This window comes from Cellulomonas xylanilytica (assembly GCF_007989805.1).
Classification (GTDB): Bacteria; Actinomycetota; Actinomycetes; order Actinomycetales; family Cellulomonadaceae; genus Cellulomonas; species Cellulomonas xylanilytica.
Genome location: NZ_BJUB01000004.1, coordinates 1 through 25,554, shown reverse-complemented (window position 1 = coordinate 25,554; position 25,554 = coordinate 1). Strand labels below are relative to the sequence as shown.

Genomic DNA, 25,554 nt, shown 5'->3' with positions numbered 1-25,554 from the left:
ATGACGTCGTCCGACCCGAGGCCGGTCGACTGCTCAGAGGTCGGGCAGCGCGCCGCGGCTCACGTTGGTCACGGTCGCGGTCATCGCGCGGGCGCGGTCGGACGCGAGGAACGCGACGACGTCGCCGACGGCGTCGAGGGTCAGCTCGTCGGCCAGCAGCGCGCCGGGCACGCCGAGGCCGCCGTCGATCGCCTCCTGCAGGGTCGAGCCCCGGGCGTGCGCGGCACGCGACCACATCGCTGCGGCGTGCGAGCCGTGCGCGACCGAGCCGGGGACCGCGTCGGGGCGGACGCACACTACGCGGACGCCGCTCGGGCCCACCTCCGTCGCGAGCTGACGCGCGAACGCCTCGACGGCGGCGCACGCCGGGCCGAACCCGTCGGACGGGAGCCCGACGCGCCCCGCGGTGGTGGACAGGATCACGATGACGCCACGGCCGGCGGAAGCCATCTGCCGCGCGGCCGCGGTGGCGGTGACGAACTGGGTGGTGGCCATCGCCACGATCGGCTGGAGGTAGTCGTCGAGGGAGAGCTCACGCAGAGGTACCCCCTGCACGTGGTCGGCGCCGACGGTGTTCACGGCGATGTCGACCTGCCCGAGACCGTCCAGGTGGGCTGCGACCGCCTGCGGGTCCGTGGCGTCCACCTGCGCCGCGGTGCCACCGACCTCCGCGGCCAGGAGGTCGAGCGGCGCGCGCGTCCTGCCGGTGAGGTGCACGGTGGCACCGTCGCGCGCGAGCGCCCGCACGATCGCGCTGCCGAGAGCACCCGCTGCACCGTGCACGACCGCGACCGACCCCTGCAGCTCCATGTCGAACCTCCCGTCACGCACCCCGTGCAGGTGCTCGAACCGATGACGCGTGGCGGCACGGGGAATCGACGACGCGGTCGTCCCACCGGTCGGGACCCCGGGCCGTGATCATGGGGACGTCCTGCTCCGATCGACGGGAGTCTCGATGAGAGTCACTGGTGGTCCGCGACGCCTTCGTGCTGGGCGGCCCTGCTGATGTGGGAGGCGCTGGGCTGGGGCGCCGTCGCTGCGTCGTCGCTGGTGCTCGGCGCCCTCCTGGGCGTCGTCCGACAGTGGCCCCGGGCGCTGATCGGCGTCGTGCTGGGGTTCGGCGCGGGAGCGCTGATCTCGAGCGTCTCGTTCGAGCTGGTGGCCGAGGGTCTGGTGAAAGGCGGAGCGCTCGCCCTCTCGGTCGGACTGGCTGCCGGGGCCCTGGCGTTCTACGGCGCGGACCGCGTGGTCCAGCGCCTGGGCGCCCGGTCGCGTGCCGGGGTGGCCGGCCTCCCGCTCGCCCTGGGCGCGCTGCTCGACGGGATACCCGAGCAGACGGTGCTGGGGCTCGGGCTGGGTCAGGGGGAGGGCATCGGTGTCGCGCTGCTGGTCGCGATCTTCGTGTCGAACCTGCCGGAGGCGATCGGGTCGTCGAGCGACATGCAGGCAGCCGGTCAGCCCCGGGGCCGCATCCTGCGGCTGTGGACGCTGGTGGCCGTCGTCTGCACGGCGGCGACCGTCGTGGGCTACGCGGTCTCCCGGGTCACGGCGGAGCGGTTCGAGGCCGGCGTCGACGGCTTCGCGGCGGGGGCGCTCCTGGTCATGCTGGTCGGCTCGATGATCCCCGAGGCCACGGAGAAGGCCCAGGACAAGGCCGGTCTGGCCGCCGTCCTGGGGTTCGCCGTGGCGGCGGGCCTGTCGGCGCTCACGTGACCACGGCACCCGCCTGCCAGCGGGTGCGCGCGCCGGACGCTGGTGCGAGCGTTGACCCATGACGAACTCACCCGACTCGACACCCACCAACGACGACCCGTCCACCGAGCCCGACGCCGCCTACGACGCCTCCACCGACCCCGACTCCGACCCGGGGATGCTCAACCCGCGCGAGGGCGCCGCTGCCGCCGGCGGCGCGCAGCCGGAGGACGGCGAGGACCCGGACAGCGATCCCGACCAGCTGAACCCGCGCGAGGGCTGACGCCTCAGCGCGCGAACAGGACTGACGCCTCAGCGCCTGAAGAGGACTGACGCCTCAGCGCCTGAAGAGGACTGACGCCTCAGCGCGCGTACTCGTCGAGGTCGCTCACGGTGGCGAAGTGGTCCGACGGGTAGGTGCCGCCGACCGGTTCCGTCGCGGCCAGGACGCTGCCTGACGCGACGAGCGCGCGACCCGGACGACCGGGTCGCGCGAACGCGTAGTCGATGCGCCGGTCGATCTGGCGCACGGCCTCGAGCGGGGCGTACGGAGTCGACGAGCTGAGGGTCACGGCGTCCTCGGCGCCGCCACCCGCCGTCCAGAGGTCGGTCGCGACCGCGGTCAGGAGGTCGATCTCGGGCGTCCCCGGCCTCGCGTTGAGGTCACCGAGCAGCAGGACCGGCAGGTCGCCGTCGAACGCGGGGTCGGTGATGAGCTCGGCGAGCGCTCTGGTCTGGGCGAGGTGGTCGTCGCGGAAGGCCGTGTGCCACTCGGTGCAGGCCACGATGACGTGCAGGGGACCGAGCGGGTGGTCGAGGGCGGCGACGAGGGCCGTCGGCGGCTCACGGTGCACGGCGGGCAGCGGGTGGCCGTGGGCCTCGAGGATCGGCCAGCGGCTGACCAGGGCCACGCCGATCTCGATCCCGTCCTGCTCGGGCGACTCGGGAGGATCCGGCAGCGGCGGGATCGAGCTGCGCTGGAACACCGCGTAGCCGGCGAGCCGGGCCGCCAGCAGGTTCGCCTGGGTCTCGTCGGCGGACGCCCAGGTCTCCTGCAGGCCGAGCACGTCCGGCTGGACGCGCCGCACCACCTCGTGGATGCCGACCTCCCTGGCGGACCAGCTGGGGCCGAAGCGCCACCACACGTTCCAGCTCATGACGCGCACCGGGGCTCACCTCACCGCGGCTCCGGCGGGCGGTCGACCCGTCGGCGGAGCGACCGACCCGCTCACGAGTCGGCTGCCGGAGGGATCGGTCCGTACACCGGCTGCACCTCGGCCATCTCGAGGTCGGCTGTCGCCTGGATGAGCGCCAGCAGGTCCGGGTCGAGGCCGGGGGAGAACTCCTCGAACCGCTCCTCGGCGATCGTGATGGGCACGCCCGCGGGTGCCTGCTCGGTGGCGTCGAGCTCGGTGCCGTCCTTCGACGGAGACATGCCCTGGAAGATCTTGCCCGCCTCGGAGGCCGCGGTGAGGTCGAAGCTGTACTGCTTGCTCTGCAGCCCGAGGTCGAGCAGCTTCTTGACCTCCGGGAACTTCTCCGCGTTGGTCTTGGGGATCGGCAGCACCGAGGACCAGTTGACGCCAAGTGTCTCCAGGGCCTTGGCGTAGGCGTTCTCGTGGGCCTGGTCGCGCACGATCAGGTAGGAGATGGTCGAGCGGGCGGTCTTGTTGTCCGTCATCTCGTAGATGCGGCACTTCTGCAGCCGGCCGGTGGACTCGAGCATGAGGTTGTAGAGCAGGTCGAGCACGAGGTTGCCGGAGTTGTAGACGTAGGACCCGGACCACGGGTTGCCGGCCGCGTCGACGGGCAGGGCGCCCTGCGCGGCCACCAGGTAGTGGTGGATGTTGCTCTGGTCGAGGGCGGTCTCCAGCGGGGTGGCGCCGCCGGCACCCGGGGTGTCCAGCGGGTCGGTCTTCTTGCCGTTGTACCGGGGCGAGCCGTCGAGCAGCCGCGCGATGGTGGTGCCGATGAGCTCGACGTGGCTGATCTCCTCGGTCCCGATGCCCTGGAGCAGGTCGCGGTAGGGCTTTCCCGACGGTCCGCGGAAGTTGATGCTCTGGAAGAGGTACTGCATCATCGTGCGCATCTCACCGAACTGGCCCCCGAGACCTTCCTGCAGGGCGTTCGCTGCCGCGGGATCCGGCTCGTCCGGCACGATCTCGTTGATCAGTCGCTGCACGTGCAAGTACATGGGTACCTCCGGGGTCGGGTGGGTGCTGCGTGCTGGGGGCCGGCGGCGGGAGCCCCGGTCCGGGTGCTCCCGCCGCGCGGCCGCTAGATGCTCGGTCGTGCCGTGCCGGTCGACTCGTCCGACGCGGCGTGCGCACCGCGGACGTTCTCGGCCGCGTCCGTCGCGTCGGAGCGCAGGTCCTGCGCCGTGGACTTCCCCTCGTCGCGCAGCGTCGAGCCCGCCTCCGTGGCCCGGTCCTTGACCGCCGCGGCGGCCTCCTGCGCCGGTTCGCGCAGGTTCTGGGCGACGCCCTGGGCGGCGTCCTTCGCCTCCTGGACGAGCGGGGCCGCCTGGTCCTTGGCGGACTGCGCGAGCTGCTGCTCCTGACGGGTGCTGGGCAGCAGCGACGAGACCAGCCAGCCGGCGCCGAACGCGATCAGTCCGGCCGCCAGCGGGTTGCCGCGCGCCTTGGACCGGGCGGTGTCGGGGAGCCCGGCCGCGGCGTCGCCGATGCTCGAGACGGCTCCTCCGGCGGTGTCGGCGCCGCCCGAGACGCCGCCCATGACGCGGTCCTTGACGTCACCGGCCCCGCCCATCACGCGGTCCTTGACGTCCGTCACGGCGGAGCGGACCTTGTCGGCCTGCCGCTGCGCGGCCTGGGTGGGGCTCACCTTGTCGGTCAGGGCGTCGACGTCCGAGCTCAGCTCGGCACGGGTGCGCTCGATGTCCTCACGGATCTGGTCCGGGTCGGTGCTCATGTGTTCTTCTCCTCGTGGCCTTGCAGTGCGTTGGGGATCTTCTTCACGGTGTCGGTCGTCCGGGGCAGCCCGGCGACCCGCTTGGACTCGGCCCGGCCGCGCGCGGCGAGCACGGCGGCGACGATCGCCCAGAGGACGGCGACGACCACCGCGGACCAGGCGAGCGAGTCCATGAGGTCACCGAGCGCCCACCACAGTGCGATCGACAGGAACAGCAGGACCATGTGGCCGGCCACGGCGGCGCCCGCGAACATGGAGCCGCCCTTGGCCGCCTGCTTCGCCGACTGGCGCGTCTCCGCCTTGGCGAGCTCGATCTCCTGGCGGAGCAGGGTGGACAGGTCCCGCGTGACGTCGCTGAGCAGCTCGCCCACCGACTGCTGCTGTGGCGGTGCGCCCAGGGGCTCGCTCATCGCTGCTCCCACCCGGTCGTCGTCGGCACGGGCGACGCCAGCTCGTCCGTGAACCGCGGGCGCTCCTCGACGACGTCGGTGTAGACCGGCAGCGGCTCCGTCGACGTGGTCCGGCGGTAGCTCGTCGAGCCCGTCGAGCCCGTCGAGCCGGTCGAGCTCGACGACGAGGCGTCCTTCAGGCCGCGGGTCAGCCTGCCGAGCACGACACCGGCGCCGGCGGCGACGAGCAGGAAGGTGCCGGGGCGGCGGCGGGCGAAGCTGCGCACCTCCTCGAGCACCTCGTCGGGACCGTGGTCCTCGAGCCACCGGCCGAGCGCCTCGGCCCGGTTGCCCACCTCGCGCACGACGTCGCTGGCGATGTTCTGCTCGGACGGGGAGTCGGCCATCTGGTTGAGCTGGCCCGCGAACGACGTCACGCCGCCGGCCAGCCGACGCTGCTGCGTGCTGGCCTGCCCGGCGACCTCGTCACGAGCCTGCGACCACAGGTCGCCCAGCTGGCGTCGCGCCTCGTCCGTCACGGCTGCGGCCTCACCCTTGGCCTGGCCGAGCAGGTGCTCGCCGGCTCCGGAGGCCTTGTCCTTGAGGTCCGACGCCTGCTCCTTGGCGGCGTCCTTCGTGCTCCCCGACGTGCTCCCTGACGTGCCGCCCGACGTGGTGCCGGACGTCGTCCCCGTCGTGGTGCCGGCCGTGGTCCCAGCCGTGCCGCCCGTCGTGTACCCAGCGTTGCTGCCGGTGGAGCCCTGAACCGGGCCGGTCCCGGTCTGGGGATAGCTGCTGGTGTAGTCCTCGGTCATGGTGTCCGCCTCGTCTCGATCTCGTCCGGAGGGTGCGCCCATCGCCGCAACGCGACAGGGCGCTGCGGTCGGGGCGGGGGCGTGGGCGCGGACCTTCTGCCGCGCGACCGTCCTCACAGGACTGTCCGGAGGAGCCGAGGCAACCCGACGACCGAGCCGTCAAGGCGTGCATCCGCCCACCAGTCCCATGCCCGGTGACGCTGCTGTCCCGGGAGACGGTGTGCCGGTCGAGCGTTCCGACCGGCACTTCGGACGCTAAGCCGGAAGCGTGACGTCCGCCACCCGGAGCGCCAGGTGGAGGCGTCGCCGGGGGCTCACCGTCCTCCGACGACGGTCTCGTAGGCGCGCTGAGCGGCCTCCTGGGCGTCGGACAGCGCCTCGGCGGCGGACTTGTCGCCGAGCAGCGTCGCTGTCACGGCGTTGTTCAGCTCGCTCTCGATCTCCTGCCCGGCCGGGGAGGACCCGAAGGTCTGGCCGTAGTCGAGCACCTCGTAGTACGTCGAGACGACCTGGTCGAACCCGGCGTTGCCCGTCGGGACGACGTAGCCGTCCCGGATCGCCTGGTCGGCCTCGGGGGAGCCCGTGAACAGGCCCGTGTTCAGCCCGCCGTTCTCCTCCAGGGTCGCCTTCCGGGCGTCCGCGGCGGCCGTCCAGGCGTCCGCGGCGGTGAGCTCGACGGCCCAGGCGCATGCGGCGTCCGGGTTCTTCGCCCCGGCGGGGATGACGAACGCGCTGCCCGACGCGACGGAGAACGGCTCGCCGTCGGCACCCCGGAACGGCACCGCGGCCAGCTGCACCGAGTCGAGGTAGGGCGAGAGCACGTTCGGGTACCACTGGGCGTTGACCTGCGCGCCGACCTGGTCGGCCACGAACTGGTTCTCCTCGCCGAAGGTGTCGAAGGAGTCCGTGAAGCTCTTGACCTTCGCGAACCCGCCCTGGGCGTCGGTGATCTGCTTGAGCAGGTCGAGCCCGGCCTCGTTGGCCGGGTCGTCCAGCGTCGGCTTCCCCTCGTCGTCGGTGAGGCGCCCGCCCGTCGCGAGCACCCACAGGCCGGCCTGGCCGGTGGCCACCGGGTCGAACCCGAGGGTCGTGGGGACGCCCGAGCTCTCCTTGTACATGGCGGTGACGGCGGCGAGCAGGGTGTCGGGGTCCGACGTGTCGATCTGGTCGTCCGTGACCCCGGCGGCGTCCATCACCTCCTTGTTCAGCAGGATCGCGGGCGGCTGGTAGAACTGCGGGACCGCCCACACCTTGTCCTCGTAGCGGACGTCGTCGACGACGAACGGGTACCAGCGGGTGTCGGGGTCGACGTCGTGCGCGGCGAAGCACTCGTCGAGCGGCAGGATCAGGTCCTGCGCGGCGTACGTGGTGACGAAGCGGCGGTCCATCTGGACGACGTCGGGGACGTCACCGCCGGCGATCCGGGTGGTGAACTTCTGAGAGTCGAACGCCGTCTGGTCGAGGTCGATGGTCACGTCGTCGAGCTGCCCGGCCGCGTAGTCCATCCGCGCGGTGCCGACGTCGTCGGCGTTGTCGAAGGCCCACCCGTTCATCGTGCCGCTGGGCGCACCGCTGAAGTCGGTGGCGGCCGCGGCCTCCGAGCCACCGCCGCCGCCGCCGCTGCACGCGGCGAGCGCCAGCGCGAGGACGGGCAGGACGGCGACGGCGCAACGCTGCGTCTTTCTCATGAGGACTTCCCTTCGGCTCCGCCCCTGGCGTGGTCGCCGGTGGGAGCTCCTCCGATCTGCTGCGCCGTGCTCTCGACGCGTCGTCGCCCGGTCAGGGCCGTCATCCCTTGCGACCCGTGGTCGCGACCCCCTCGATGAAGTACTTCTGCCCGAAGGCGAACAGGACCAGCATCGGGAGGGTCACGAGCAGGGACGCGACCATGACGTACTGGTAGTCGCCCTGCCCGCCCGCGGTCGGGCTGTACTTGGTCATGGCGTAGGCGATGCCGAGCGGTGCCGTGAACCCCTCGACGCTGCCCGCGTTGAGGTAGATCAGTGCGGCCTGCAGGTTGTTCCAGCTCGCCTGGAACTCGAACAGCAGCACGATGACGAACGAGGGAACGGACAGCGGCATCGCGATCCGCCAGAACATGGACCAGTAGCTGGCACCGTCGATCCGGGCGGCCTCGAACAGCTCGCGGGGGAGCCCGAGGAAGAACTGCCGCTGCAGGAAGATGTAGAAGGCGGACCCGAACAGGTTGGCGCCGAACAGCGGGATCCAGGTGCCGAGCGCCCCGAGGTTCTTCCAGATCAGGTAGATCGGGATCATCGTCACGGCGCCCGGCAGCATCATCGTGGCCAGGACGAGGCCGAACAGCAGCCCCCGGCCGGGGAAGCGGAAGTAGGCGAAGCCGAACGCGACCACGGAGCTGGACAGGGCGACGCTCACGGCGGCGAGCACGGCGATCGAGACGCTGGTGAAGATCCAGCTGAGCAGCGGCAGCTGGTTCCACACCTCGACGTAGTTCTGCCAGTGGAACGTCTCGGGCCACAGCGCGTTGTCGAACACCTGGCCGCGGCCCTTGAGGCTGGCCGAGAGCAGCCACGCGAACGGGTAGAGGAACAGCAGCCCGAACGCGATCAGCAGCACCCACAGGATCACGCGCCCGATGCGTCGGCCCGTGCTGCGCGGCGGCTCGGGCGGGGTCGCGGGCCCCGGAGGCGCCACCACCACGGGCGGCCGGGCACCGGTCAGGGGGACGGTGGCCATCAGCGGTCTCCCTCGTAGTAGACGAGCCGGCTGCCGAACCGCATCTGCACGAAGGTGACCGCCATGATGATGACGAACAGCAGCCACGCCATCGCGGCGGCGAAGCCGAAGTTGAACTGCCGGAACGCCTGCTGGAACAGGTAGACGGCGTAGAACAGCGAAGCCTCGGGCGAGGAGTTCGACTGGTCGCGCCAGAAGAGCAGGTAGGCGGAGTCGAAGATCTGGAAGGCGGCGATCGTCAGGACGATGACGTTGAAGAACGTCGCGCTGGAGATCATCGGCAGCGTGATGCTGACGAACCGCCGGACGGGACCTGCACCGTCGATCGAGGCGACCTCGTAGAGCTCGCGCGGCACGTTCTTGAGGGCGGCGAGGAAGATCACCATCGTGCCGCTCACGGCCCACAGCTGCATGAGCACGATCGAGGGCTTGATCCACATCGGGTCGACGAGCCACTGCGGCCCCTCGATCCCGAACGCCCGCAGGAACTGGTTGATCGCCCCGCTGTTCCCGTTGAGGAGCAGGAAGAAGATCGCCGCCGTCGCGACGACGGGGGTCATCTTCGGCAGGTAGAAGAGCGTCCGGAAGGCCCCCGCCCCGCGGCCCACCCCGTTGAGCAGCGTCGCCAGGAACAGGGCGAACGCGATCTCCAGGGGGACGGCGAGCAGCGCGTAGAACAGCGTGTTGCCCAACGCCGTGGCCACGCGGGGATCCTCGATCAGCTGGCTGTAGTTCGACGTGCCGGCTGCCCTCGCGGTGTTGGTCGCCAGGTTGTAGTGGCTGAACGAGATCACGAGGCTGTAGATCATCGCCCCGGCCGTGAAGACCAGGAAGCCGACGATCCACGGCGAGATGAACAGGTAGCCGGCGACGGCCTCGCGCCTGTCGAAACGGCGGCCGGTCCGGCGGCGCGCCTGCGGGGCGTCGACGCGTGCGACGGGTGTCGGCTCCGCACCGAGCTGCACCATGGCTCCTCCGCTCGCGCGCACGGCCCGAGGGCCGGCACATCCGCTGGGGGGCCGCGTCATGACCACCGCGCGTGGTCGAGGACCACGTGGCGGTGACGGTAACCCCGGAGAAGTGCTTCGGCAACCGGCGGGGTCAGCCCTCGATGCCTGTGGAGTCGTGGGGCTGCCCGACCGGCTTCGACTCCGGCGATCCGCGCTCGCGCAGGTAGATGGACAGCACGACCATGCTGGCGACCGCCAGGAACTCGGACTGCCAGTTCTGGAACGTCCTGCTCCAGAAGTCCGGCAGCAGCAGGTACTCGGTCCAGGTGACGGGGTCCGCCAGCTCGCGCAGCTGCTCCTCGGAGTACGCGACCGCACCCGTCACGGACTGCGCCAGCCACGACAGCAGGAAGATCCCGCCCATCACGAGCCCGAGCGACCGCGAGTACAGCGACAGCCGCCAGCCTCGCGTCCGCGCCCACCCGGGGGAGTCCTTCGTCGAGAACTCGGCGACCTTCTGGTCCTTGTCGCTCTCCCGGCCCGCCTTCTCCAGCTTCTTGGACTCCGGCGACCCGCGCTGCACCAGGAACACGGTGGCGGTGATGAACAGGAGGAACTGCAGGAACTCCGACTGCCAGTTCTCCGTGACGTCCACGGCGAACACGGACGTCGTCACGTACTCGCCGAGCGTGATCGGGTCTAGGCCGGCGCTGCGCTGCTCCTCGTTCATGAGGGCGACGCCGGAGATCGCCTGACCGACCAGCGCCACCACGAAGATGGTGCCGAAGAAGAGCGTCAGACCGTTGTCGCGCAGCCGCCTCATCGGTGCGTCACCCCGAGCGTCGCCGCGTAGCACAGGCCCAGCAGGATGCCGCCGAGGCAGGTCCAGAACAGCAGCTTCATCAGGAGCCCTCCAGCACGCAGTCGTACGGGCGGTCCGGGCGGGCGTCGCACCCCGCCGCCCTGACCAGCCAGTGGTCGCCCGACACGGTCAGGAAGACGACGTCCGTCGTCAGGACCACCTGGGCCTGCCGACCGGCGACCCGCGCCGTCGGGCCGGCCGCGTCGTCGGCGCGCGCCGTCAGCGTGTCCCCGACCTCGCCGTCGAGCACCGCCTCGTCGCACGGCTCCCCGGAGTCCTCCTCGAGGGCCTCGACCGTGGTGGGTGCGAGCAGCGCGCAGGCTCCTGGGCCGTCGTCCGCCGCGACCGCCCGGTAGAACTCCTCGGCGGTCGTCCCCGCCGTCTCCGTCCCGGGACGCGCGATCCCGCAGCCCACCAGCGCCATCACGACCAGCGCGCCGATCGTGCACGACACCGGGAGCTGCCACCTGCTGTACGACGTCACCCTGGCGAGCGTAGGACGGCGCAGCGGTCGCCGCACTCGTCGGACGAGTTGCCGATCCCGGGACTGTGGTTACGTTCGAGCCATGGCGACCGTCACCAGAGAGCTCAGCTGCCCACCCTCGGCGGTGCTGGACGTGCTCGCCGACGGCTGGTCGTACGCCACCTGGGTCGTCGGCACCTCGCGCATCCGCGCCGTCGACCCCGCCTGGCCCGCACCCGGCACCGAGATCGCACACTCGTTCGGCCTGTGGCCCGCTCTGCTCGACGACGTGACCGTCGCGCGCGGCTGGGACCCCGAGCGAGGCATCGACCTGCAGGCGCGCGGCTGGCCCGCGGGGGAGGCCCGCGTGCAGATCGAGGTGCGCCCACGCACCGGGGGCGGCTGCACGGTCCGGCTGACGGAGGACGCGGTGCGCGGGCCGGGGACGCTGGTGCCGCGCCCGCTGCGCACGGCCGCCCTGGTCCCGCGCAACACCGAGACCCTGCGGCGCCTCGCCTTCCTGGCCGAGGGCCGCGCGCGCTCCTGACGAGCGAGCGGGCATGGTGGCAGAGTGACCTGGAGCGGACACCTCGCCGTGACCGGTGCGGCGCCCACCCTGTGGAGGGAGCACCACCATGCACGACGAGACGACGACCGAGCCCCTGGAGCTGGGCGAGACGCTGGAGACCGCGCTCGAGGACTTCGTCCTGCACGCGGCCTACCACCTGGGCAGCGACATCGAGTGCAGCATCTCCGTCCGGCACGCCGGGCAGAGCCGACGGGCCGCCAGCAGCGGACCCCGTGCCGCGCGCTGCGACGAGGTGGAGTACGCCGACGACAGCGGTCCGTGCGTCGCCGCCATGGACACGCTCAGCATCGAGCTCATCCCCGACCTGGCGGTCGAGGACCGGTGGCCCGCCTGGCGCCAGGCGGCGCAGACCGAGGGCTTCCGGTCCGCGGCCGCGTTCGCCGTGCACGTCGGTCCCCGGGCCGACGCGGCGCTGAACCTCTACAGCGACTCCCTGGACCCGTGGGACCGCGACCGGATCGTGCGCGCCGACGTGTACGCGCAGCAGCTCGGACTCGTCCTGACGCTCGCGCTGCAGGTGGAGCGGCTGCAGGGCGGCGACAGCCACGTCCCCGCGGCGCTCGAGGCCCAGGCGGAGATCGACCGGGCGGTCGGTGCAGCGATGGCCGTGCACGACTGCACCGCCGCCGAGGCGCTGGCGATGCTGCAGGCGGAGAGCACGCAGGAGCACCTGCCGCTCACGGAGGTCGCTCGACGGGTCCTGCGCGAGCTGTGGCTGCCACCGGGCTGAGCCGCACCACCGTCTCACCGAGAGACGAACCGACGGTGCCCGAGGCCCCGTGGGTGGAGGATGGAGCTGTGCCGACGGGGCGCACCGACCGGGGGGAGCTCGCGTGAGCAGCAGGAGCGTCGTGCTTGCGCGACTGGCCAGCTCCCTGGCGTCCAGCTCACCGAGCCAGCCCTTCGCCGTGCGCCTGTGCCGCGCGTGCGTCGAGATCCTCGGCGCGGACGGCGGCGCCATCACCCTCGCCTCCACCCGGCCCGAACGGCTCACCGTCACGTCCTCCAACGGCACGTCCGCGCGCATCGAGGACCTCCAGGACGTCCTCGGCGAAGGACCCGGCCAGGACGCGTTCCGCGAGGGCCGCACCGTCATCACCCACGTCGACGGCGAGCACGGCGGACCGTTCCCGATGTTCACCGAGCTCGCCGGCGACATCGCCGGACCCCTGACGGTGTGGGCCATCCCCATGCACCCCGGCGGCACCACCGTCGGCGTCGTCACCGTGTATCGGGCGGACGGGGACCTGGAGCAGAGCCTCGACGACGCGCAGTTCCTCGTCGACGCGGTCGGCGCCGCACTGCTCGACGACCGCTCCACCAGCGGCGCACCGTTCGCCGCCTGGACGGACCGGGCCCGGGTCCACCAGGCGACCGGCATGATCGTCGCGCAGCTCGCGATCAGCCCCGACGACGCCCTCGCCATCCTGCGCGCGCACGCCTACGCCGAGTCGATGACCCTCGACGAGATCTCCCGCGAGATCGTCGAGAGGCGGCTCAGCTTCACCAACACGGACCAGGGCGACTCCCACAGCGAGAGCCGCACGGACGACAGCACGGGGAACGGTGACCAATGACCGCACGCACGTCTGCCCAGGCGCTCGCGGACGTCGCGAGCGCGCTGGTGGGGGAGCACGAGATCACCGGCCTGCTGGCCCAGCTGGTGCGGGACTGCGCCGAGCTGCTGCCGGCCGACGCGGCGGCGCTGCTCGTGCGGACGGGGGAGGGCGACTTCGAGCTGCTCAGCGCGACGTCGCACCGGGCCGCCGAGCTGGAGGTCTACCAGGCCCAGCAGGCGGCCGGTCCGTGCGTCGACACGGTCCGGACGGGGCGTGCGGTGAACGCCGTCGGAGCCGCGGAGATCGCCGAGCGCTGGGACGAGGTCGGACGCAGGATCGTCGAGGTGGGGTTCCGTTCGGTGCACGCCTTCCCGATGCACTGGCGCAACCACGTCATCGGTGGCCTCAACGTATTCTCCACGGCCGAGGAGGGGCTCAGCGAGGAGTCGAGGCTGCTCGGGCAGAACTTCGCCGACTACGCCACGCTCGCGATCGTGCAGCCGCTCGGTCTGGACGACGACGCCCTGGCGCAGCGCGTCACCGACGCCCTCGAGGGACGCGTCGTCATCGAGCAGGCCAAGGGCGCCCTCGCGTACCAGCTGTCGCTGGACATGGCCGAGGCCTACGACGAGCTGCTCCGGCGCTCCGCGGTCAACGGCTCGCACCTCCTGCAGACGGCCCAGGAGGTGCTGCGCGAGGCGCAGCGGCGCTGACATGCAGCGGTGGTGGGCCGGGTGCGGCGGTGAGACGCTCGACGGGCTGAAGGAGTCGGCCGACGAGTTGGTGCATCACCGAGGAGCCGGCATGTCCGAGTCCGACGAGCAGTTCCCCGCCCAGCAGCAGCAGCCCCCGGGCCTGACGGAGCCGATGACCCCGGCGCCCGACCACGGCGAGTCGAGCTACCAGGGCTCGGGCCTCCTGAGCGGCCGCAAGGCGCTCATCACAGGCGGCGACTCAGGGATCGGCCGCGCGGTCGCCATCGCGTTCGCACGGGAGGACGCCGACGTGGCCATCGTGTACCTGCCGGAGGAGAAGCCCGACGCCGACGAGACCGCCGAGTGGGTGGAGCGGGCCGGCCGCAGGTGCGTCCTGGTGCCCGCCGACCTGCGGGACGAGGACGAGGCCCGGCAGGCGGTGCGCACCGCGGCGACCGAGCTGGGCGGGCTCGACATCCTGGTCAACAACGCGGGCTTCCAGTGGGCGCGGCGCGAGTCCATGGCCGACATCACCACCGAGGACCTCGACCGCACGTTCAAGACGAACCTGTACGCCCTGTTCTGGGTGACGCAGGAGGCGCTCGAGCACCTCCGGGAGGGCTCGTCCATCATCAACGTCTCCTCGATCCAGGCGTACCAGCCGTCGGAGTCGCTGCTCGACTACGCCTCGACGAAGGCGGCCATCAACAACGTCACGGTGAACCTGGGCGGGGAGCTGGGTCCGCGCGGCATCCGCGTCAACGCGGTGGCACCGGGGCCGATCTGGACGCCGCTGCAGCCCGCCACGCAGCCCGAGGAGAAGGTCTCGTCGTTCGGCTCCGACACGCCGCTGGGTCGCGCCGGTCAGCCGGCCGAGGTCGCTCCGGCGTTCGTGTTCCTGGCGGCCGACTCCACGGCGTCCTACGTCTCCGGGACCGTCCTGGGCGTGACCGGGGGCAAGCCGGTGTTCTGAGCAGAGCGTGCGCGGCCGGCTGCCCGACGTGCGACCACGCCCCGGGAGGCTGACGATGAGGGGTGCGGCGTCAGGACACGTGCGTCGAGGCTCACGCGAGCGAGGTGCACCATGAGCGACCGCACACCGACGGGGGACGACGTCCCTGACCTGCCCGACGAGCTGGACGGCCTGCCCGACGACCGGCCGAAGGACTCGCCTCCCGCCAGCGAGGACCCGGCGAACCCGGACGCCCACGGCCCGATCGTCCAGGCATGACACAGGGACCGGGGGAGCCGACCCGAGCAGAGCCGGACGAGCACGAGCCGTTCACGCGCACGGACGTCCCCGAGGCACCCGACGACCCCACCGACCCGCCCGTCACGGACGGGCCGGTCAACTCGGCCTGAGCGGAGGAGCCAGCCCATGAGCAGCAGCGTGCACACCGTGCACAAGGACGGGATGTGGATCAACGAGGTGCAGGGCGAACCGGTCGACGGCGGGTTCCTGCGCAAGGAGGACGCGGTCCGCGCCGGCCGGGACGCCGCGCTGGCCCGGGGCGCCGAGCACGCGATCCACAACCTCGACGGCACGATCGCGGAGAAGAACAGCTATGGGAACGACCCGCGGAACGTCCCCGGGTGAGCCCGGCCGCGCTCGACGTCGCCGGCCTGCGGTTCAGGGTGCGGGCACCCTGAGACGGGTCACTCCTCGGTCGGCTTCGTGAACGACGCGTGCATCGCGGCCTTCGCCCGGTCGGGCAGGACGGCCGCGGCCGCGGTCTGGGAGCGCGCCTTGAGCGAGCCCACCTCGATCTTGTCCCGTCCCTCCATGAGCGCCTCGTACGCCTCGGCGGCGACCTTCACCGGCGAGTCCTTCGGCCCCTGGCCGACCCGGGTCTGCGTCATGTCCGCACGCTCGAAGAACGCCGTGTCGGTCGGGCCGGGCAGCAGCGCCGTGACCGTCACGCCCGAGTCCCTCAGCTCGTAGCGCAGCGCCTCGCTGAACGACAGGACGAACGACTTCGAGGCGGCGTAGGTGGCGTAGTACGGCCCGGGCATCAGGCTCGCCGTCGACGCCGTGAACAGCACCCGCCCCTCGCCCCGCGCGACCATCGCCGGCACGAGGGCCTTGCTGAGCCGCACCGGCGCGAGGACGTCGAGGGCGATCACCTCGAGGTCGCCCTCGAGCGGCGTCTCCAGGAAGGGGCCGCCGTTCCCCACACCGGCGTTCAGGGCGAGCGCGTCGACCGGCCGGCCCGACTCGCGGACGGCGTCGACGAGCGTCTGCACCCCGCGCGGGGTCGTCAGGTCGGCCCGCACGGCGCGCGCCGTGATCCCGTCCCGGTCGAGCTCGTCGGCCACCGTGCTGACGGCCTCGTCCTCGGCGGTGACGAGCAGGTCGAAGCCGTGCTCGGCGAACGTGGTGGCCAGGGCGAGGCCGATCCCGCTGGAGGCTCCGGTGACGACGGCGAACGGGTGCGGCGCGGTGCTGGCAGGCATGGTGAACCCCCGGGACGATCATGTGGGCGCCGCCTGCCCCGCGCCTGCTCCGACCGTATGCCGCGACCGCCGCCGCCCGCACGTCGAACGGTCAGCGCGGGGTGAGCAGCCCCGAGTCGAGGGCGACGGCGGTGTCGAGCGTGACGTAGCCGCGGTCGTCGAAGAGCACCGTCACCCGGTCTGCCTCGACCGCGCTCACCGTGCCCGGACCCCACTGCGCGTGCACGACGGGCTGCCCTCCGGACAGCCGGGCATCCTCGACGTCGACGCTCGTCCCGGCGTCGCAGCTGTCGCAGGCGCCGCACCGGTCCGGGTGGGACTCGCCCAGGAGCTCCAGCAGCAGCCGCCGTCGGCAGTCGGAGGAGTCCGCGTAGGTCTGCACCAGCTCGACGCGCGACCGGTCGATCGCACGCAGGCGCTCGCGCCGCTCCTGCAGTGCACGCAGCGCGGCCGACTCGTCCTGGGTCGTGGTCCGGTACCCGTCACCGTCGGCCCGCAGGACGCCGGCGTCCAGGAGCGCACCCAGCGCGCGGGACGCGGTGCGCTGGGCCAGGCCGGTCGCGGCGACCACGTCGTACCGGCTCCTCGCACCGCCGGCGACGGCGCGCAGCACCGCGCGGGCCGAGGTGGGTCGGGGTCCGGCGGTCGTGGTGAGGAACCGGTTCAGCCCGACCTCACCGGGCAGGACCAGTGCGACGGCTCGGGCGGGGCGCTCGTCGCGACCCGCCCGGCCGACCTCCTGGTAGTAGGAGTCGAGGGACGGTGGCAGGCCGGCGTGCACCACGAGGCGGATGTCGGCACGGTCGACGCCCATGCCGAACGCGCTGGTGGCGACGAGCAGGTCGGTCCGGCCGCTGAGGAAGTCGTCCTGGACCCGGGCGCGCTCCCGGGCGGCGAGGCCACCGTGGTACGCCTCGGTGGGTCTGCCCGCCTCGGTCAGCGCCTCCGCGAGCGCCTCGGTGTGCCCGTGCGTGCGGGCGTAGACGACGGTCGGCTCGTGGTGCTCGAGGACGGTGCGGACGACGAGGTCGTCGCGGTCGCGCGCGGTCGGCACGTGCCGGACGCCGAGCCAGATGTTCGGCCGGTCGGCGTCGCGCACGAGGACGTGCGGGTCGGTCATGCCCAGCCGCTCCACGATCTCGGCCTGCACGCGCGGCGACGCCGTCGCGGTCAGCGCCAGGAGCCGCGGACGGCCGAGCCGCGGGACCACCTCGGCCACCGCCAGGTAGTCGGGCCGGAAGTCGTGCCCCCACTCGCTCACGCAGTGCGCCTCGTCGACGACGACGAGACCCACGTCCGCCTGCTCCAGGCACTCCAGCACCTCGGAGCGCACCAGCTGCTCCGGTGCCAGCAGGATCGCGTCGAGCCGCCCGGCGGCGGCGTCCTGCAGCGCCGCTCGCCGCTGCGGCCGGGAGCGCGCCGAGCTCACCGAGTCGGCGCGCAGCCCGGCGTCCCGCAGGGCACCGACCTGGTCCCGCTGGAGGGACAGGAGGGGCGAGACGACGACGGTGAGCCGGCCGGTGAGCAGCGTGGCGATGGCGTACACCGCGGTCTTTCCGGCGCCGCTGCGGGCGACCAGGAGGGTGTCGTGGCCGCGCAGCCCGCTCAGCGCGTCGGACTGGACGTCCCGCAGGCTCGCACCCGGGCCCAGCACGCGTCGGGCGGCCTCCTCGAGTGTCGTGCTCACCGCGCACCCGCGCGGCTCACGGGCGGCGCCAGTCGTCGGACTCGAGGTGCGACCCGGCCATCGGGCCCATGGTGAGCATGCCCCCGTCGACGGGCCAGGACGCGCCGGTCACGTAGCCACCCTCCGGACGGCACAGCAGCCGGACGACGGCAGCCACCTCGCGGGCGTCCCCGGGCCGGCCGAGCGGGACGCCCGGTCGCTCCTTGCCCTCGAGGACCGACTCGTCCTCCTGGCCGGTCATCGGGGTGGCGATCTCGCCGGGCGCCACGGCGTTCACCGTGATCCCGTGCTCGGCCAGCTCGAGGGCCGCGACCTTGACCAGCAGCCCGAGCCCGCCCTTGGCGGCGCAGTACGGCCCGGAGCCCACGCGCGGGGCGTGCTCGTGCACGCTGGTGATCGCGACGATCCGCCCCCCGGTTCCCTGGCGGACGAGGTGCCGGGCGCTGGTCTGCAGGCAGACGAACGCGCCGTCGAGGTCGACCGACAGGACGTCGCGCCACTCCTGCCACGTCACGTCGAGCAGGGGCGTCGCGGTCCCGGTGCCGGCGTTCAGGACGACGGCGTCGAGCCCGCCCATCGCCGCCACGGCGTCGTCGACGACGCCCACCGCGCTGGTCGGGTCGGTCAGGTCCAGGTGCACGACGTGGGCGGTCGCACCGTGCGCCGCGATCTCCTCGGCGGTCCGCCGTGCGCCGTCCTCGTCGGCGTGCCAGGTCACCGTCACGTGCTCGGCGTCGTCCGCGAGCGCGACCGCGACCGCCTTGCCGATGCCGGAGTTGGCCCCGGTGACGAGCACGCGCCGCGGCCCTGGCCCTGCGGTGGGGTCGGGTACCAGGGCCGCGGAGGTGCTGGTCGGGTCGGGCGACATGTCAGAACCCGCTCGCGTGGTCGAGGGCGCCGAGCACCTGGAACGGTGCACAGCCCTGGCGGCCGAGGGACAGCTCGGTCAGCAGGTCCATCGTCAGGGGTCCCGGGACCGCGCCGGTGACGTCGACGACGACGTCCCGCGAGAGACGCTGGGTGCGACGGATCACCGCGGCAAGCTCCAGGAGGCCGTCCGGCTCGAGATGACCGCTCACCTCGACGACCGCCGCGTCGCCACGGTCCAGCCGGACCAGGGCTTGGGGGGTGTCTGTCATCTCGTCACGCCCTCGTGAGCGAAGAGGCGTGGCCACGGCTCGACCCCGGTCACAGCGTAGGCAGAGGCGCGCGGGTCCGCGACACGGCCGGTGCGGGGGCGGTGAGCGCTTGCCCACCGCCCCGGGGGCACGACGACCCCTACTGCCCGCCCTGCGGCGACGTGGCCGACGTGCCGTGCTTCGTGAGCTCCGCCAGGAAGTCGTGGCAGCGCTGGGCGCGCTGGGAGTCCTCGCTCATGACCTGCTCGAAGAACGAGGCGATCTCCTCCTTGCCCGCGTTGCGGGCGTCCCGGACGTACTGCCCGTAGTCGTGCCCCGCCTTGAGCGAGTGGTACTGCACCGAGATCAGGTCGAACGTGACGTCGTCGAAACCGGTCTCACCTGTTGCCATGGTCCGTCTCCTCGACGGTCGGGCGCGGGGCGTCGCAGCCGGGCGCCGTGCTTGCCAGCCCACTGCTTGACCGGTCTTCACGCTATCCGGAGCCGGTGGTGACGCAACCGGGCCAGGAGCGCTCCCCGCGCGGACGGCCGCGAACGGCGGTAGGACTGTCCGTGGACACACCTGCCGGCGAAGACGGGGCCGGCGACGGACGATCCTGCGAGGGGACGTACCGATGCCGACCGTCCTTGTCCGACCCACCTCGTCCGACCCGACCCGGGGGCGCGTCGTCGTCACGGGTGGTGCGGGCTTCCTGGGCAGCCACCTGTGCACCGAGCTCCTCGACCGGGGCGCGGAGGTGGTCTGCCTCGACAGCTTCCTGACGGGGTCGCCCGCCAACGTCGCGCACCTGATGGACCGGCGCGGGTTCCGCCTGGTGCGCTGCGACGTCACCGACTTCGTGCACGTCCCCGGGCCGGTGGACCTGGTGCTGCACTTCGCGTCCCCGGCCTCCCCGGTGGACTACCTCCAGCTGCCGATCGAGACCCTCAAGGTGGGCTCCATCGGGACGGGTCACGCGCTGGGCCTGGCGAAGGAGAAGGGTGCACGCTTCGTGCTCGCCTCGACCTCGGAGGTCTACGGCGACCCGCAGGTGCACCCGCAGACGGAGGACTACTGGGGCCACGTCAACCCGGTGGGTCCGCGCGGCGTCTACGACGAGGCCAAGCGGTACGGCGAGGCCCTCACCACGGCCTACCGCACGACGCACGGCGTCGACACCGCGATCGTGCGGATCTTCAACACCTACGGTCCGCGCATGCGCCCCCACGACGGCCGGGCGATCCCGACGTTCATCCGGCAGGCGCTGGCCGGGGAGCCGCTGACGGTGGCGGGCGACGGCAGCCAGACCCGGTCGGTCTGCTACGTGGACGACCTGGTGCGCGGCATCCTCGGGCTCGCCGCCTGCGGGCACCCCGGTCCGATGAACATCGGCAACCCGACGGAGCTGACCGTGCGGCAGATCGCCGAGGACGTGATCGCGGCGACCGGGTCGCGGGCGGGCATCACCTTCGTGGACCGGCCCGTCGACGACCCCGAGGTCCGGCGCCCGGACACGACCCTGGCCGCCCGGGAGCTGGGCTGGTCGCCCGACGTGCCGTGGGCGGACGGGCTCGACCGGACGGTCCGCTGGTTCGCGCAGGCGGCGAGCGTCTCAGCCTGACCGCGCGAGCAGGCCGTCCGCAGCCGCGACCACCTCGTCCGTGCCGATGGCCGCCAGCGCGGGGTCGATCACGGTGCCGTGCGGGTCGCCGACCCTCGAGGGGTCGCCGTGCCACAGGACGACGTGCCGGTCGGGGTCGATCACCGGCCCCCACCACGTCGGCGGGACGGGTCCGAACAGCAGCACCGACGCCGTGCCCGTGGCGGTCGCCAGGTGCGCGACGCCGGTGTCCCCGCAGACGAGGAGCCGCGCGTCGGCCACCCGGTCCGCCAGCGCCGCGAGGGACAGCGGGCCGGCGACGCGCACGCCGGGACCGGCCAGCGTCAGGATGCGGTCGCAGAGCGCCCGCTCGTCCGGCCCACCCGTGAGCGTCACGGGGTGCCCGTCCGACGCCAGGTGCCGGGCGAGCGCCGCCCAGCGCTCGGGCGGCCAGCGCCGGGCGGCGGACGCTGCCCCGGGGTGGAGAAGGATCTCGTCGGACGCGCGACCGGTGCCGACCTGCAGGCGGAGGTCGTCGCGGTCGCAGTCGCCCCCAGCCCCGCGCACGAGGCGGCACCACCGGTCCACCTCGTGCTCGTCGGCGCGCCAGGCCGGTCCGTCGGGGTGGTCCTGCGCCGCGAACGCCACGAGCCGGGCCGGACCGGTGGCCTGGAGCAGCGCGTGGCTCTGCGGCCCGCGGCCGTGCAGGTTGACGGCGACGTGCCCCGAGCCGGTCCACCGCAGAGGAGCATGCAGCCCGGCGGTGTCGAGAACCTCGTCGACCACCCCCAGCTCCTGGAGCCAGCGGCCCGTGGCCGTGGGCGCGGCCAACCACAGCCGTCGGTCGGGCCAGGCGCGGCGCACGCCCCGCAGGGCGGGGATGCCGGTGAGCGCGTCGCCGAGCCCGAGCGCCCGCAGGACCAGGACGTCGGGACCGTCGGAGGTCACGGCCAGGAGCTCTCCCCGGACGACATCACGAGCATCTCCCGGATCTCGCTGCCGACCGGCTGCGTGAGCGCGGTCAGCACGGCACCGGCCGTCGCGGCGGGGTCGTTGAGCTGCGCGTCCGGACCCGGCCGGTACTGCTCGGTGCGCCCGTCGAAGAACGCGGTCTGCATCCCGCCGGGGACCAGCAGCGTCACGCCGACGCGTCCGGCCAGCTCGGCCGCCAGCGCGTGCGTGAACCCTCGGACGGCGAACTTGGAGGCGCAGTAGGCCGTGGCGTCGCTCATCCCGCGCAGCGCGAGCGTGGAGGCGACGGTGACGACCGTCCCGCGGGTCTGCTCGAGGTAGGGCAGGCAGGCGCGCACGACCGCGACGGTGCCGAACAGGTTGACCCGCACCACCTTCTCCCACGTCTCGGTGTCGACCTGCGCCAGCGGTCCGCACGCGTCGGTTCCGGCGGCGGTGACCAGTCCCGTGGGTGCCCCCACCTGCTCGACGAGCTCCTCGACCGCGCGCGCGGCGGCGGCCGAGTCGGACAGGTCGACCAGGACGTGGGCGACGCCGTCGCGAGGTGCGGCCCGGTCGAGGACGGCGGGCGTCCCTCCGGCGGCCGCCACCGCGTCCACGACGGCGGCCCCCAGGCCGCTCGCCCCTCCGGTCACGATCACGGTGCCGATCGGGCGGGTGCTCGGGGTGACGGTCATGCGACCTCCTCTGGCTGGTGCGTGCGGGCTCGTCCCGTCCGCTCGATGAGGGACGACGTCGAGCGGCCGTCCAGGTAGGGCAGCAGGACCACGCGTCCGCCGCCGGAGCGCACCACGTCGGTCTCGGGCAGCGGCCGGCCGCCGTAGTCGCCGCCCTTGGCCCACACGTCGGGCCGCAGGGCCGTGAGGACCTCCCGGGGGTCGTCCTCGTCGAACACGACGACCGCGTCGACACAGTCGAGCGCCCCGAGGACCCGTGCCCGGTCGGCCGCCCCGACGACGGGCCGGCCGGCCCCCTTGAGGCGCCGGACGGAATCGTCCGAGTTCATGACCACGACGAGCGCGTCGCCGAGCCGGCGGGCGGCCTGCAGGGTGGCGACGTGGCCGGCGTGCACGATGTCGAAGCACCCGCCGGTCGCGACGAGGGTGCGGCCACCGAGCCGCAGCCGTGCGGCGAGCGCCGCCACGTCCTCGTCTGGCGGGACGTCCGCCGCGACGTCCGTCGTGTCGTGCTCCGGGGTGCGGCGGCGGATGCGGAACGCCTCGGCGCCGCCCCCGGCGACCCATGCCGAGGCATCTGCGACCGCGGCACCCACGGCCGCCGAGACGAGGCTGCCGCGGGCCAGCGACACGGCCGCCGTCGCGGCGAACCGGTCGCCCGCTCCGCACGTGTCGCCACCGCGAGCCGGGACCGCGGGCACGAAGAGGGGCTCGTCACCGGTCGTCGCGAGGAACGCCCCCCGGTCGCCCGCGGTCACCGCGACCGCGCGCGCGTCCCAGTCCGCCCGCAGGGCCTGCGCCAGAGCGTCGGGCGCCGACTCGTCCGCGACGGCACCGGACGCCTGCTGCGCCTCCGCGAGGTTGGGTGTCACCAGGGTGGCGCCGGGGACCGGGGGACCGCCGCGCGGGTGCGGGTCCCAGACGACCGGGCACCGTCCGGCCGCCTCGGTCAGCAGCGAGCGCAGCCGGGCGTCCCGGGTGACGCCGGCGCCGTAGTCGGACACCAGCACCGCGTCCGCCGTGGCCAGGACCGTCCGGACCGCGACCTCGGGCACCTCGGTCGGCGTGCCGGGGCCGCCGTCGTCGACGCGCACGAGCGACCGGCCGTCGCTGCGGGCGCGGACCTTCCTTCGCGTCGGGCCCTCGTGCCCGAGCGCGACCACCTCGACGTCGGGGCGCAGGGCGTTGACGAGCGCGCGTCCGTCCGCGTCCCGTGCCACGGGCGTGACCAGCGTGACGCGGGCACCCTCGGCCGCGCAGAGCAGTGCCGCCAGGCCGGCGCCGCCGGGGGAGTCGTGCGTGGCGGTGACGTCGAGCACCGGCGCGGGTGCGTCCGGGCAGAGCCGCTCGATCCGGCCGTCGACGTCGCGGTCCAGCACCGTGTCCCCGACCACGACGACGTGCGGCCGCTCGTCCGGGACCACCACCTGCACCGGGATGTCCCGACGACCGAGGTGGTCGTCGACGGCGGCGCACAGCGCGTGCACGAGGACGAGGTGCGCGGCCTGCACCGCTGCGGTGGATGCCGCGGGGACGCAGATCGCGTCGTCGCAGGCGTCGGCCAGGGGGTTCGGGCCCGGACCCGTGAGGGCCCAGACCTGCATACCCAGCTCGCGCCCGCGCTCGGCGGCGCGCAGCACGTTCGGGCTGCGACCCGAGGTGGACAGCAGCATGAGGACGTCCTCGGCACGGCCGTGCGCCTCGACCTGCCGGGCGAACATCTCGTCCGCGCCGTAGTCGTTGACGATCGCGGTCAGGCTGGAGGTCTCCGCGCACAGGGCGATCGCGGAGTACGGGCGCCGCTCGGCGACGAAACGCCCGACCAGCTCGGCGGTGAGGTGCTGTGCCTCGGCCGCGCTGCCGCCGTTCCCCGCAGCGAGCAGCCGGCCGCCGGCGACGAGCTGCTCCGCCAGCCGGCGACCCCACGTCTCGACGGTCGAGGACTGGCCCTCGACCTCGGCCAGCGCATCGCTCAGCTCCGCCAGGTGCGTGCCGAGCCACCCGGTCCCGGTCATCCCGCCGCCACCTTGGTCAGGACGGCGTGGCGCGCCATCGTCCGGTAGACGAGCTCCGTCTGGGCGGCGACGCGGTCCCAGCCGTAGCGCGCCACCGCCCGCCGCCGTGCCGCGGCACCGAACGCGGCGCGCCGGTCGGGGTCGGCGAGCAGCGCGCGCAGGGCGGAGGCGAGCGCGGCGGGGTCGCGCGGCGGGACCAGCAGGCCGGTGCGGCCGTCCTGGACCGTGTCGAGCAGGCCGCCGACCGCGGAGCCGACCACCGGCACGCCGCACGCGGCGGCCTCGATGGGCACGATCCCGAACGGCTCGTACCAGGGCGTCGCGACCACCACGTCGGCGGACCGGACGAGGGCGGGCAGGTCGCCGTGGTCGACCCTCCCGACAAGGTGCACCCGGTCGCGCACCCCGCGGGCCGCGGCGAGGGCGACCAGGCGGGCGGCCTCGGCATCGGCCTCGAGCTCGTCGGCCGACGGGCCGCCGGCGACGACGAGCTCCGCGTCGGGGAGGTCGACGAGGGCGTCGATCACCGTCTCGATCCCCTTGCGCTCCACCAGGCGCCCGATGCAGAGCAGCCGGAAGCGGGCGCGCCGGGGCAGGGTGGTCCCGTCGGCCGGACCCGGGCGGAAGTGCTGGACGTCGACCCCGCACGGCACGACACGGACGTGGTCGGCGGGGACGCCGAGCCGGGACAGCTCCGCCACCTCGTCGGAGCAGGTGGCCACCACCACGTCCGCGCGGCGACCGATGGAGCTCTCCAGCCCGATCCGGCCGGGTGGGCTCGTGTCCTTGTCGCCCTGGTGGCGCCGTTTGACCGAGCCGAGCGCGTGGAACGTCTGGGCGACCGGTGTGCCGGTCATCGCGGCGGCGCGCAGGGTGGCGATCCCGGACATCCAGAAGTGGGCGTGGGCGACGTCGGGGGCCCGGTCGCCGCTCCAGTGCTCCGTCAGCAGGTCGCCGAACGCGGGCATGTACGGCAGCAGGTCGTCCTTGGGCACCGGCCGCGCCGGGCCGGCCGGGACGTGCACCACAGTCACTCCGGGCACCAGCTCGACGCACTCCGGCAGCTCACGGCCGTCCCGTCGCGTGTACACGTCGACCTCGTGCCCGGCCCGGGCGAGGGCTGCGCCGAGCGCGGCGACGTGGACGTTCTGCCCTCCGGCGTCGACGCCACCGAGCGTGGCCAGCGGGCTCGCGTGCTCGGACACCATCGCGATCCTCATCGCGTCACCTCCTTGAGCAAGGACTGCCAGTCGGACAGGAAACGGTCGAGGCCGAAGCAGCGCAGCGCGTGCCGGCGGGCGGCGACGCCGCGCTCGTGGGCCTCCTGCGGGTCGTGCAGCCACCGGCGGGCGGCCTCGACCAGCCGG

General features: G+C 73.4%; 31 protein-coding genes. 11 read left to right on the top strand and 20 right to left on the bottom strand.

Annotated elements, in window-relative coordinates:
- Positions 1-33: 33 nt before the first annotated feature.
- The gene (locus CXY01_RS07250) at positions 34-810 is read right to left on the bottom strand and encodes an SDR family NAD(P)-dependent oxidoreductase (protein ID WP_146926574.1); all 777 of its coding nucleotides are present in this window, start codon (positions 808-810) and stop codon (positions 34-36) included.
- A 195-nt stretch (positions 811-1,005) separates the two neighbouring features.
- On the opposite strand from CXY01_RS07250, the gene CXY01_RS07245 reads away from it, so the two are divergent.
- Together CXY01_RS07245 and CXY01_RS07240 are read left to right on the top strand one after the other, a co-directional pair.
- Positions 1,006-1,713 (top strand): ZIP family metal transporter, encoded by a 708-nt coding sequence (locus CXY01_RS07245; protein WP_146926572.1) that lies wholly within the window; start codon positions 1,006-1,008, stop codon positions 1,711-1,713.
- Between the two features lie 58 nt (positions 1,714-1,771).
- A complete protein-coding gene (locus CXY01_RS07240; protein WP_146926569.1) occupies positions 1,772-1,975 on the top strand; it encodes a hypothetical protein in 204 nt (67 codons plus the stop codon).
- 79 nt (positions 1,976-2,054) lie between these two features.
- On the opposite strand, the gene CXY01_RS07235 is transcribed toward CXY01_RS07240, so the two are convergent.
- The 10 genes from CXY01_RS07235 to CXY01_RS07190 form a co-directional block, all read right to left on the bottom strand.
- Positions 2,055-2,849 carry an endonuclease/exonuclease/phosphatase family protein gene (locus tag CXY01_RS07235; protein ID WP_146926567.1) on the bottom strand — a complete coding sequence of 265 codons (795 nt, stop codon included), beginning with the start codon at positions 2,847-2,849 and terminating at the stop codon, positions 2,055-2,057.
- 71 nt (positions 2,850-2,920) lie between these two features.
- Positions 2,921-3,886 carry a manganese catalase family protein gene (locus CXY01_RS07230; RefSeq protein WP_146926565.1) on the bottom strand — a complete coding sequence of 322 codons (966 nt, stop codon included), beginning with the start codon at positions 3,884-3,886 and terminating at the stop codon, positions 2,921-2,923.
- An 83-nt stretch (positions 3,887-3,969) separates the two neighbouring features.
- Positions 3,970-4,623, bottom strand: coding sequence for a DUF3618 domain-containing protein (locus tag CXY01_RS07225; protein ID WP_146926563.1), 654 nt, complete (start codon positions 4,621-4,623; stop codon positions 3,970-3,972).
- Positions 4,620-5,033: a phage holin family protein gene (locus CXY01_RS07220; protein WP_146926561.1), complete on the bottom strand. Its 414-nt coding sequence runs from the start codon at positions 5,031-5,033 to the stop codon at positions 4,620-4,622. The genes CXY01_RS07225 and CXY01_RS07220 overlap by 4 nt, the downstream gene beginning before the upstream one ends.
- Entirely contained in the window at positions 5,030-5,827 is a 798-nt protein-coding gene (locus CXY01_RS07215) for a hypothetical protein (protein ID WP_146926560.1), read from the bottom strand. The genes CXY01_RS07220 and CXY01_RS07215 overlap by 4 nt, the downstream gene beginning before the upstream one ends.
- A 314-nt stretch (positions 5,828-6,141) precedes the next feature.
- Positions 6,142-7,515, bottom strand: a complete 1,374-nt coding sequence (locus tag CXY01_RS07210) for a type 2 periplasmic-binding domain-containing protein (protein WP_146926558.1) — start codon at positions 7,513-7,515, stop codon at positions 6,142-6,144.
- Between the two features lie 100 nt (positions 7,516-7,615).
- The gene (locus tag CXY01_RS07205; RefSeq protein WP_146926556.1) at positions 7,616-8,545 is read right to left on the bottom strand and encodes a carbohydrate ABC transporter permease; all 930 of its coding nucleotides are present in this window, start codon (positions 8,543-8,545) and stop codon (positions 7,616-7,618) included.
- A complete protein-coding gene (locus CXY01_RS07200; protein ID WP_146926555.1) occupies positions 8,545-9,513 on the bottom strand; it encodes a carbohydrate ABC transporter permease in 969 nt (322 codons plus the stop codon). Before CXY01_RS07200 ends, CXY01_RS07205 begins: the two co-directional genes overlap by 1 nt.
- A 133-nt stretch (positions 9,514-9,646) precedes the next feature.
- Positions 9,647-10,318, bottom strand: a complete 672-nt coding sequence (locus CXY01_RS07195) for a DUF6766 family protein (RefSeq protein WP_146926553.1) — start codon at positions 10,316-10,318, stop codon at positions 9,647-9,649.
- Positions 10,319-10,397: 79 nt separating this feature from the next.
- Complete coding sequence (locus tag CXY01_RS07190; RefSeq protein ID WP_146926551.1) at positions 10,398-10,841, bottom strand: hypothetical protein; 444 nt, start codon at positions 10,839-10,841, stop codon at positions 10,398-10,400.
- Between the two features lie 82 nt (positions 10,842-10,923).
- On the opposite strand from CXY01_RS07190, the gene CXY01_RS07185 reads away from it, so the two are divergent.
- The 8 genes from CXY01_RS07185 (at position 10,924) to CXY01_RS07160 (ending at position 15,260) form a co-directional block, all read left to right on the top strand.
- Complete coding sequence (locus CXY01_RS07185) at positions 10,924-11,367, top strand: SRPBCC family protein (protein ID WP_146926549.1); 444 nt, start codon at positions 10,924-10,926, stop codon at positions 11,365-11,367.
- 88 nt (positions 11,368-11,455) lie between these two features.
- Positions 11,456-12,139, top strand: a complete 684-nt coding sequence (locus tag CXY01_RS07180) for a GAF and ANTAR domain-containing protein (protein ID WP_146926547.1) — start codon at positions 11,456-11,458, stop codon at positions 12,137-12,139.
- 103 nt (positions 12,140-12,242) lie between these two features.
- Positions 12,243-12,986, top strand: coding sequence for an ANTAR domain-containing protein (locus tag CXY01_RS07175; RefSeq protein ID WP_186813319.1), 744 nt, complete (start codon positions 12,243-12,245; stop codon positions 12,984-12,986).
- Entirely contained in the window at positions 12,983-13,681 is a 699-nt protein-coding gene (locus CXY01_RS07170) for a GAF and ANTAR domain-containing protein (RefSeq protein ID WP_146926543.1), read from the top strand. Before CXY01_RS07175 ends, CXY01_RS07170 begins: the two co-directional genes overlap by 4 nt.
- 91 nt (positions 13,682-13,772) lie before the next feature.
- A complete protein-coding gene (locus CXY01_RS07165; RefSeq protein WP_146926541.1) occupies positions 13,773-14,636 on the top strand; it encodes an SDR family oxidoreductase in 864 nt (287 codons plus the stop codon).
- 111 nt (positions 14,637-14,747) lie between these two features.
- Positions 14,748-14,894: a hypothetical protein gene (locus tag CXY01_RS20785; RefSeq protein WP_186813318.1), complete on the top strand. Its 147-nt coding sequence runs from the start codon at positions 14,748-14,750 to the stop codon at positions 14,892-14,894.
- Complete coding sequence (locus tag CXY01_RS21300) at positions 14,891-15,025, top strand: hypothetical protein (RefSeq protein ID WP_281285299.1); 135 nt, start codon at positions 14,891-14,893, stop codon at positions 15,023-15,025. The genes CXY01_RS20785 and CXY01_RS21300 overlap by 4 nt, the downstream gene beginning before the upstream one ends.
- Positions 15,026-15,041: 16 nt before the next feature.
- Positions 15,042-15,260: a DUF2188 domain-containing protein gene (locus CXY01_RS07160; RefSeq protein ID WP_146926539.1), complete on the top strand. Its 219-nt coding sequence runs from the start codon at positions 15,042-15,044 to the stop codon at positions 15,258-15,260.
- 59 nt (positions 15,261-15,319) lie between these two features.
- On the opposite strand, the gene CXY01_RS07155 is transcribed toward CXY01_RS07160, so the two are convergent.
- The 5 genes from CXY01_RS07155 to CXY01_RS07135 all read right to left on the bottom strand — a co-directional run bounded on the left by CXY01_RS07155 (position 15,320) and on the right by CXY01_RS07135 (position 19,334).
- The gene (locus CXY01_RS07155) at positions 15,320-16,117 is read right to left on the bottom strand and encodes an SDR family NAD(P)-dependent oxidoreductase (RefSeq protein ID WP_146926537.1); all 798 of its coding nucleotides are present in this window, start codon (positions 16,115-16,117) and stop codon (positions 15,320-15,322) included.
- A 91-nt stretch (positions 16,118-16,208) separates the two neighbouring features.
- Positions 16,209-17,804: a RecQ family ATP-dependent DNA helicase gene (locus CXY01_RS07150; protein WP_146926535.1), complete on the bottom strand. Its 1,596-nt coding sequence runs from the start codon at positions 17,802-17,804 to the stop codon at positions 16,209-16,211.
- Between the two features lie 16 nt (positions 17,805-17,820).
- The gene (locus CXY01_RS07145) at positions 17,821-18,672 is read right to left on the bottom strand and encodes an SDR family oxidoreductase (protein ID WP_146926533.1); all 852 of its coding nucleotides are present in this window, start codon (positions 18,670-18,672) and stop codon (positions 17,821-17,823) included.
- Position 18,673: 1 nt separating this feature from the next.
- Complete coding sequence (locus tag CXY01_RS07140) at positions 18,674-18,943, bottom strand: hypothetical protein (protein ID WP_146926531.1); 270 nt, start codon at positions 18,941-18,943, stop codon at positions 18,674-18,676.
- 139 nt (positions 18,944-19,082) lie between these two features.
- Positions 19,083-19,334 (bottom strand): acyl carrier protein, encoded by a 252-nt coding sequence (locus CXY01_RS07135; RefSeq protein ID WP_146926529.1) that lies wholly within the window; start codon positions 19,332-19,334, stop codon positions 19,083-19,085.
- Between the two features lie 223 nt (positions 19,335-19,557).
- Here CXY01_RS07135 and CXY01_RS07130 point away from each other — a divergent pair, with 223 nt between their 5' ends.
- Complete coding sequence (locus tag CXY01_RS07130; RefSeq protein WP_146926527.1) at positions 19,558-20,544, top strand: UDP-glucuronic acid decarboxylase family protein; 987 nt, start codon at positions 19,558-19,560, stop codon at positions 20,542-20,544.
- Here CXY01_RS07130 and CXY01_RS07125 read toward each other — a convergent pair.
- The 4 genes from CXY01_RS07125 to CXY01_RS07110 are packed head-to-tail and all read right to left on the bottom strand — an operon-like array spanning position 20,536 to position 25,407.
- Positions 20,536-21,471, bottom strand: a complete 936-nt coding sequence (locus CXY01_RS07125; RefSeq protein WP_246125136.1) for a glycosyltransferase family 9 protein — start codon at positions 21,469-21,471, stop codon at positions 20,536-20,538. The two genes, CXY01_RS07130 and CXY01_RS07125, sit on opposite strands and share 9 nt — an antisense overlap.
- A complete protein-coding gene (locus tag CXY01_RS07120) occupies positions 21,468-22,172 on the bottom strand; it encodes an SDR family oxidoreductase (RefSeq protein ID WP_146926525.1) in 705 nt (234 codons plus the stop codon). Before CXY01_RS07120 ends, CXY01_RS07125 begins: the two co-directional genes overlap by 4 nt.
- Positions 22,169-24,187, bottom strand: a complete 2,019-nt coding sequence (locus tag CXY01_RS07115) for a PfkB family carbohydrate kinase (protein WP_146926523.1) — start codon at positions 24,185-24,187, stop codon at positions 22,169-22,171. The genes CXY01_RS07120 and CXY01_RS07115 overlap by 4 nt, the downstream gene beginning before the upstream one ends.
- Complete coding sequence (locus CXY01_RS07110; RefSeq protein WP_146926521.1) at positions 24,184-25,407, bottom strand: glycosyltransferase; 1,224 nt, start codon at positions 25,405-25,407, stop codon at positions 24,184-24,186. The genes CXY01_RS07115 and CXY01_RS07110 overlap by 4 nt, the downstream gene beginning before the upstream one ends.
- Positions 25,408-25,554 lie beyond the last annotated feature (147 nt).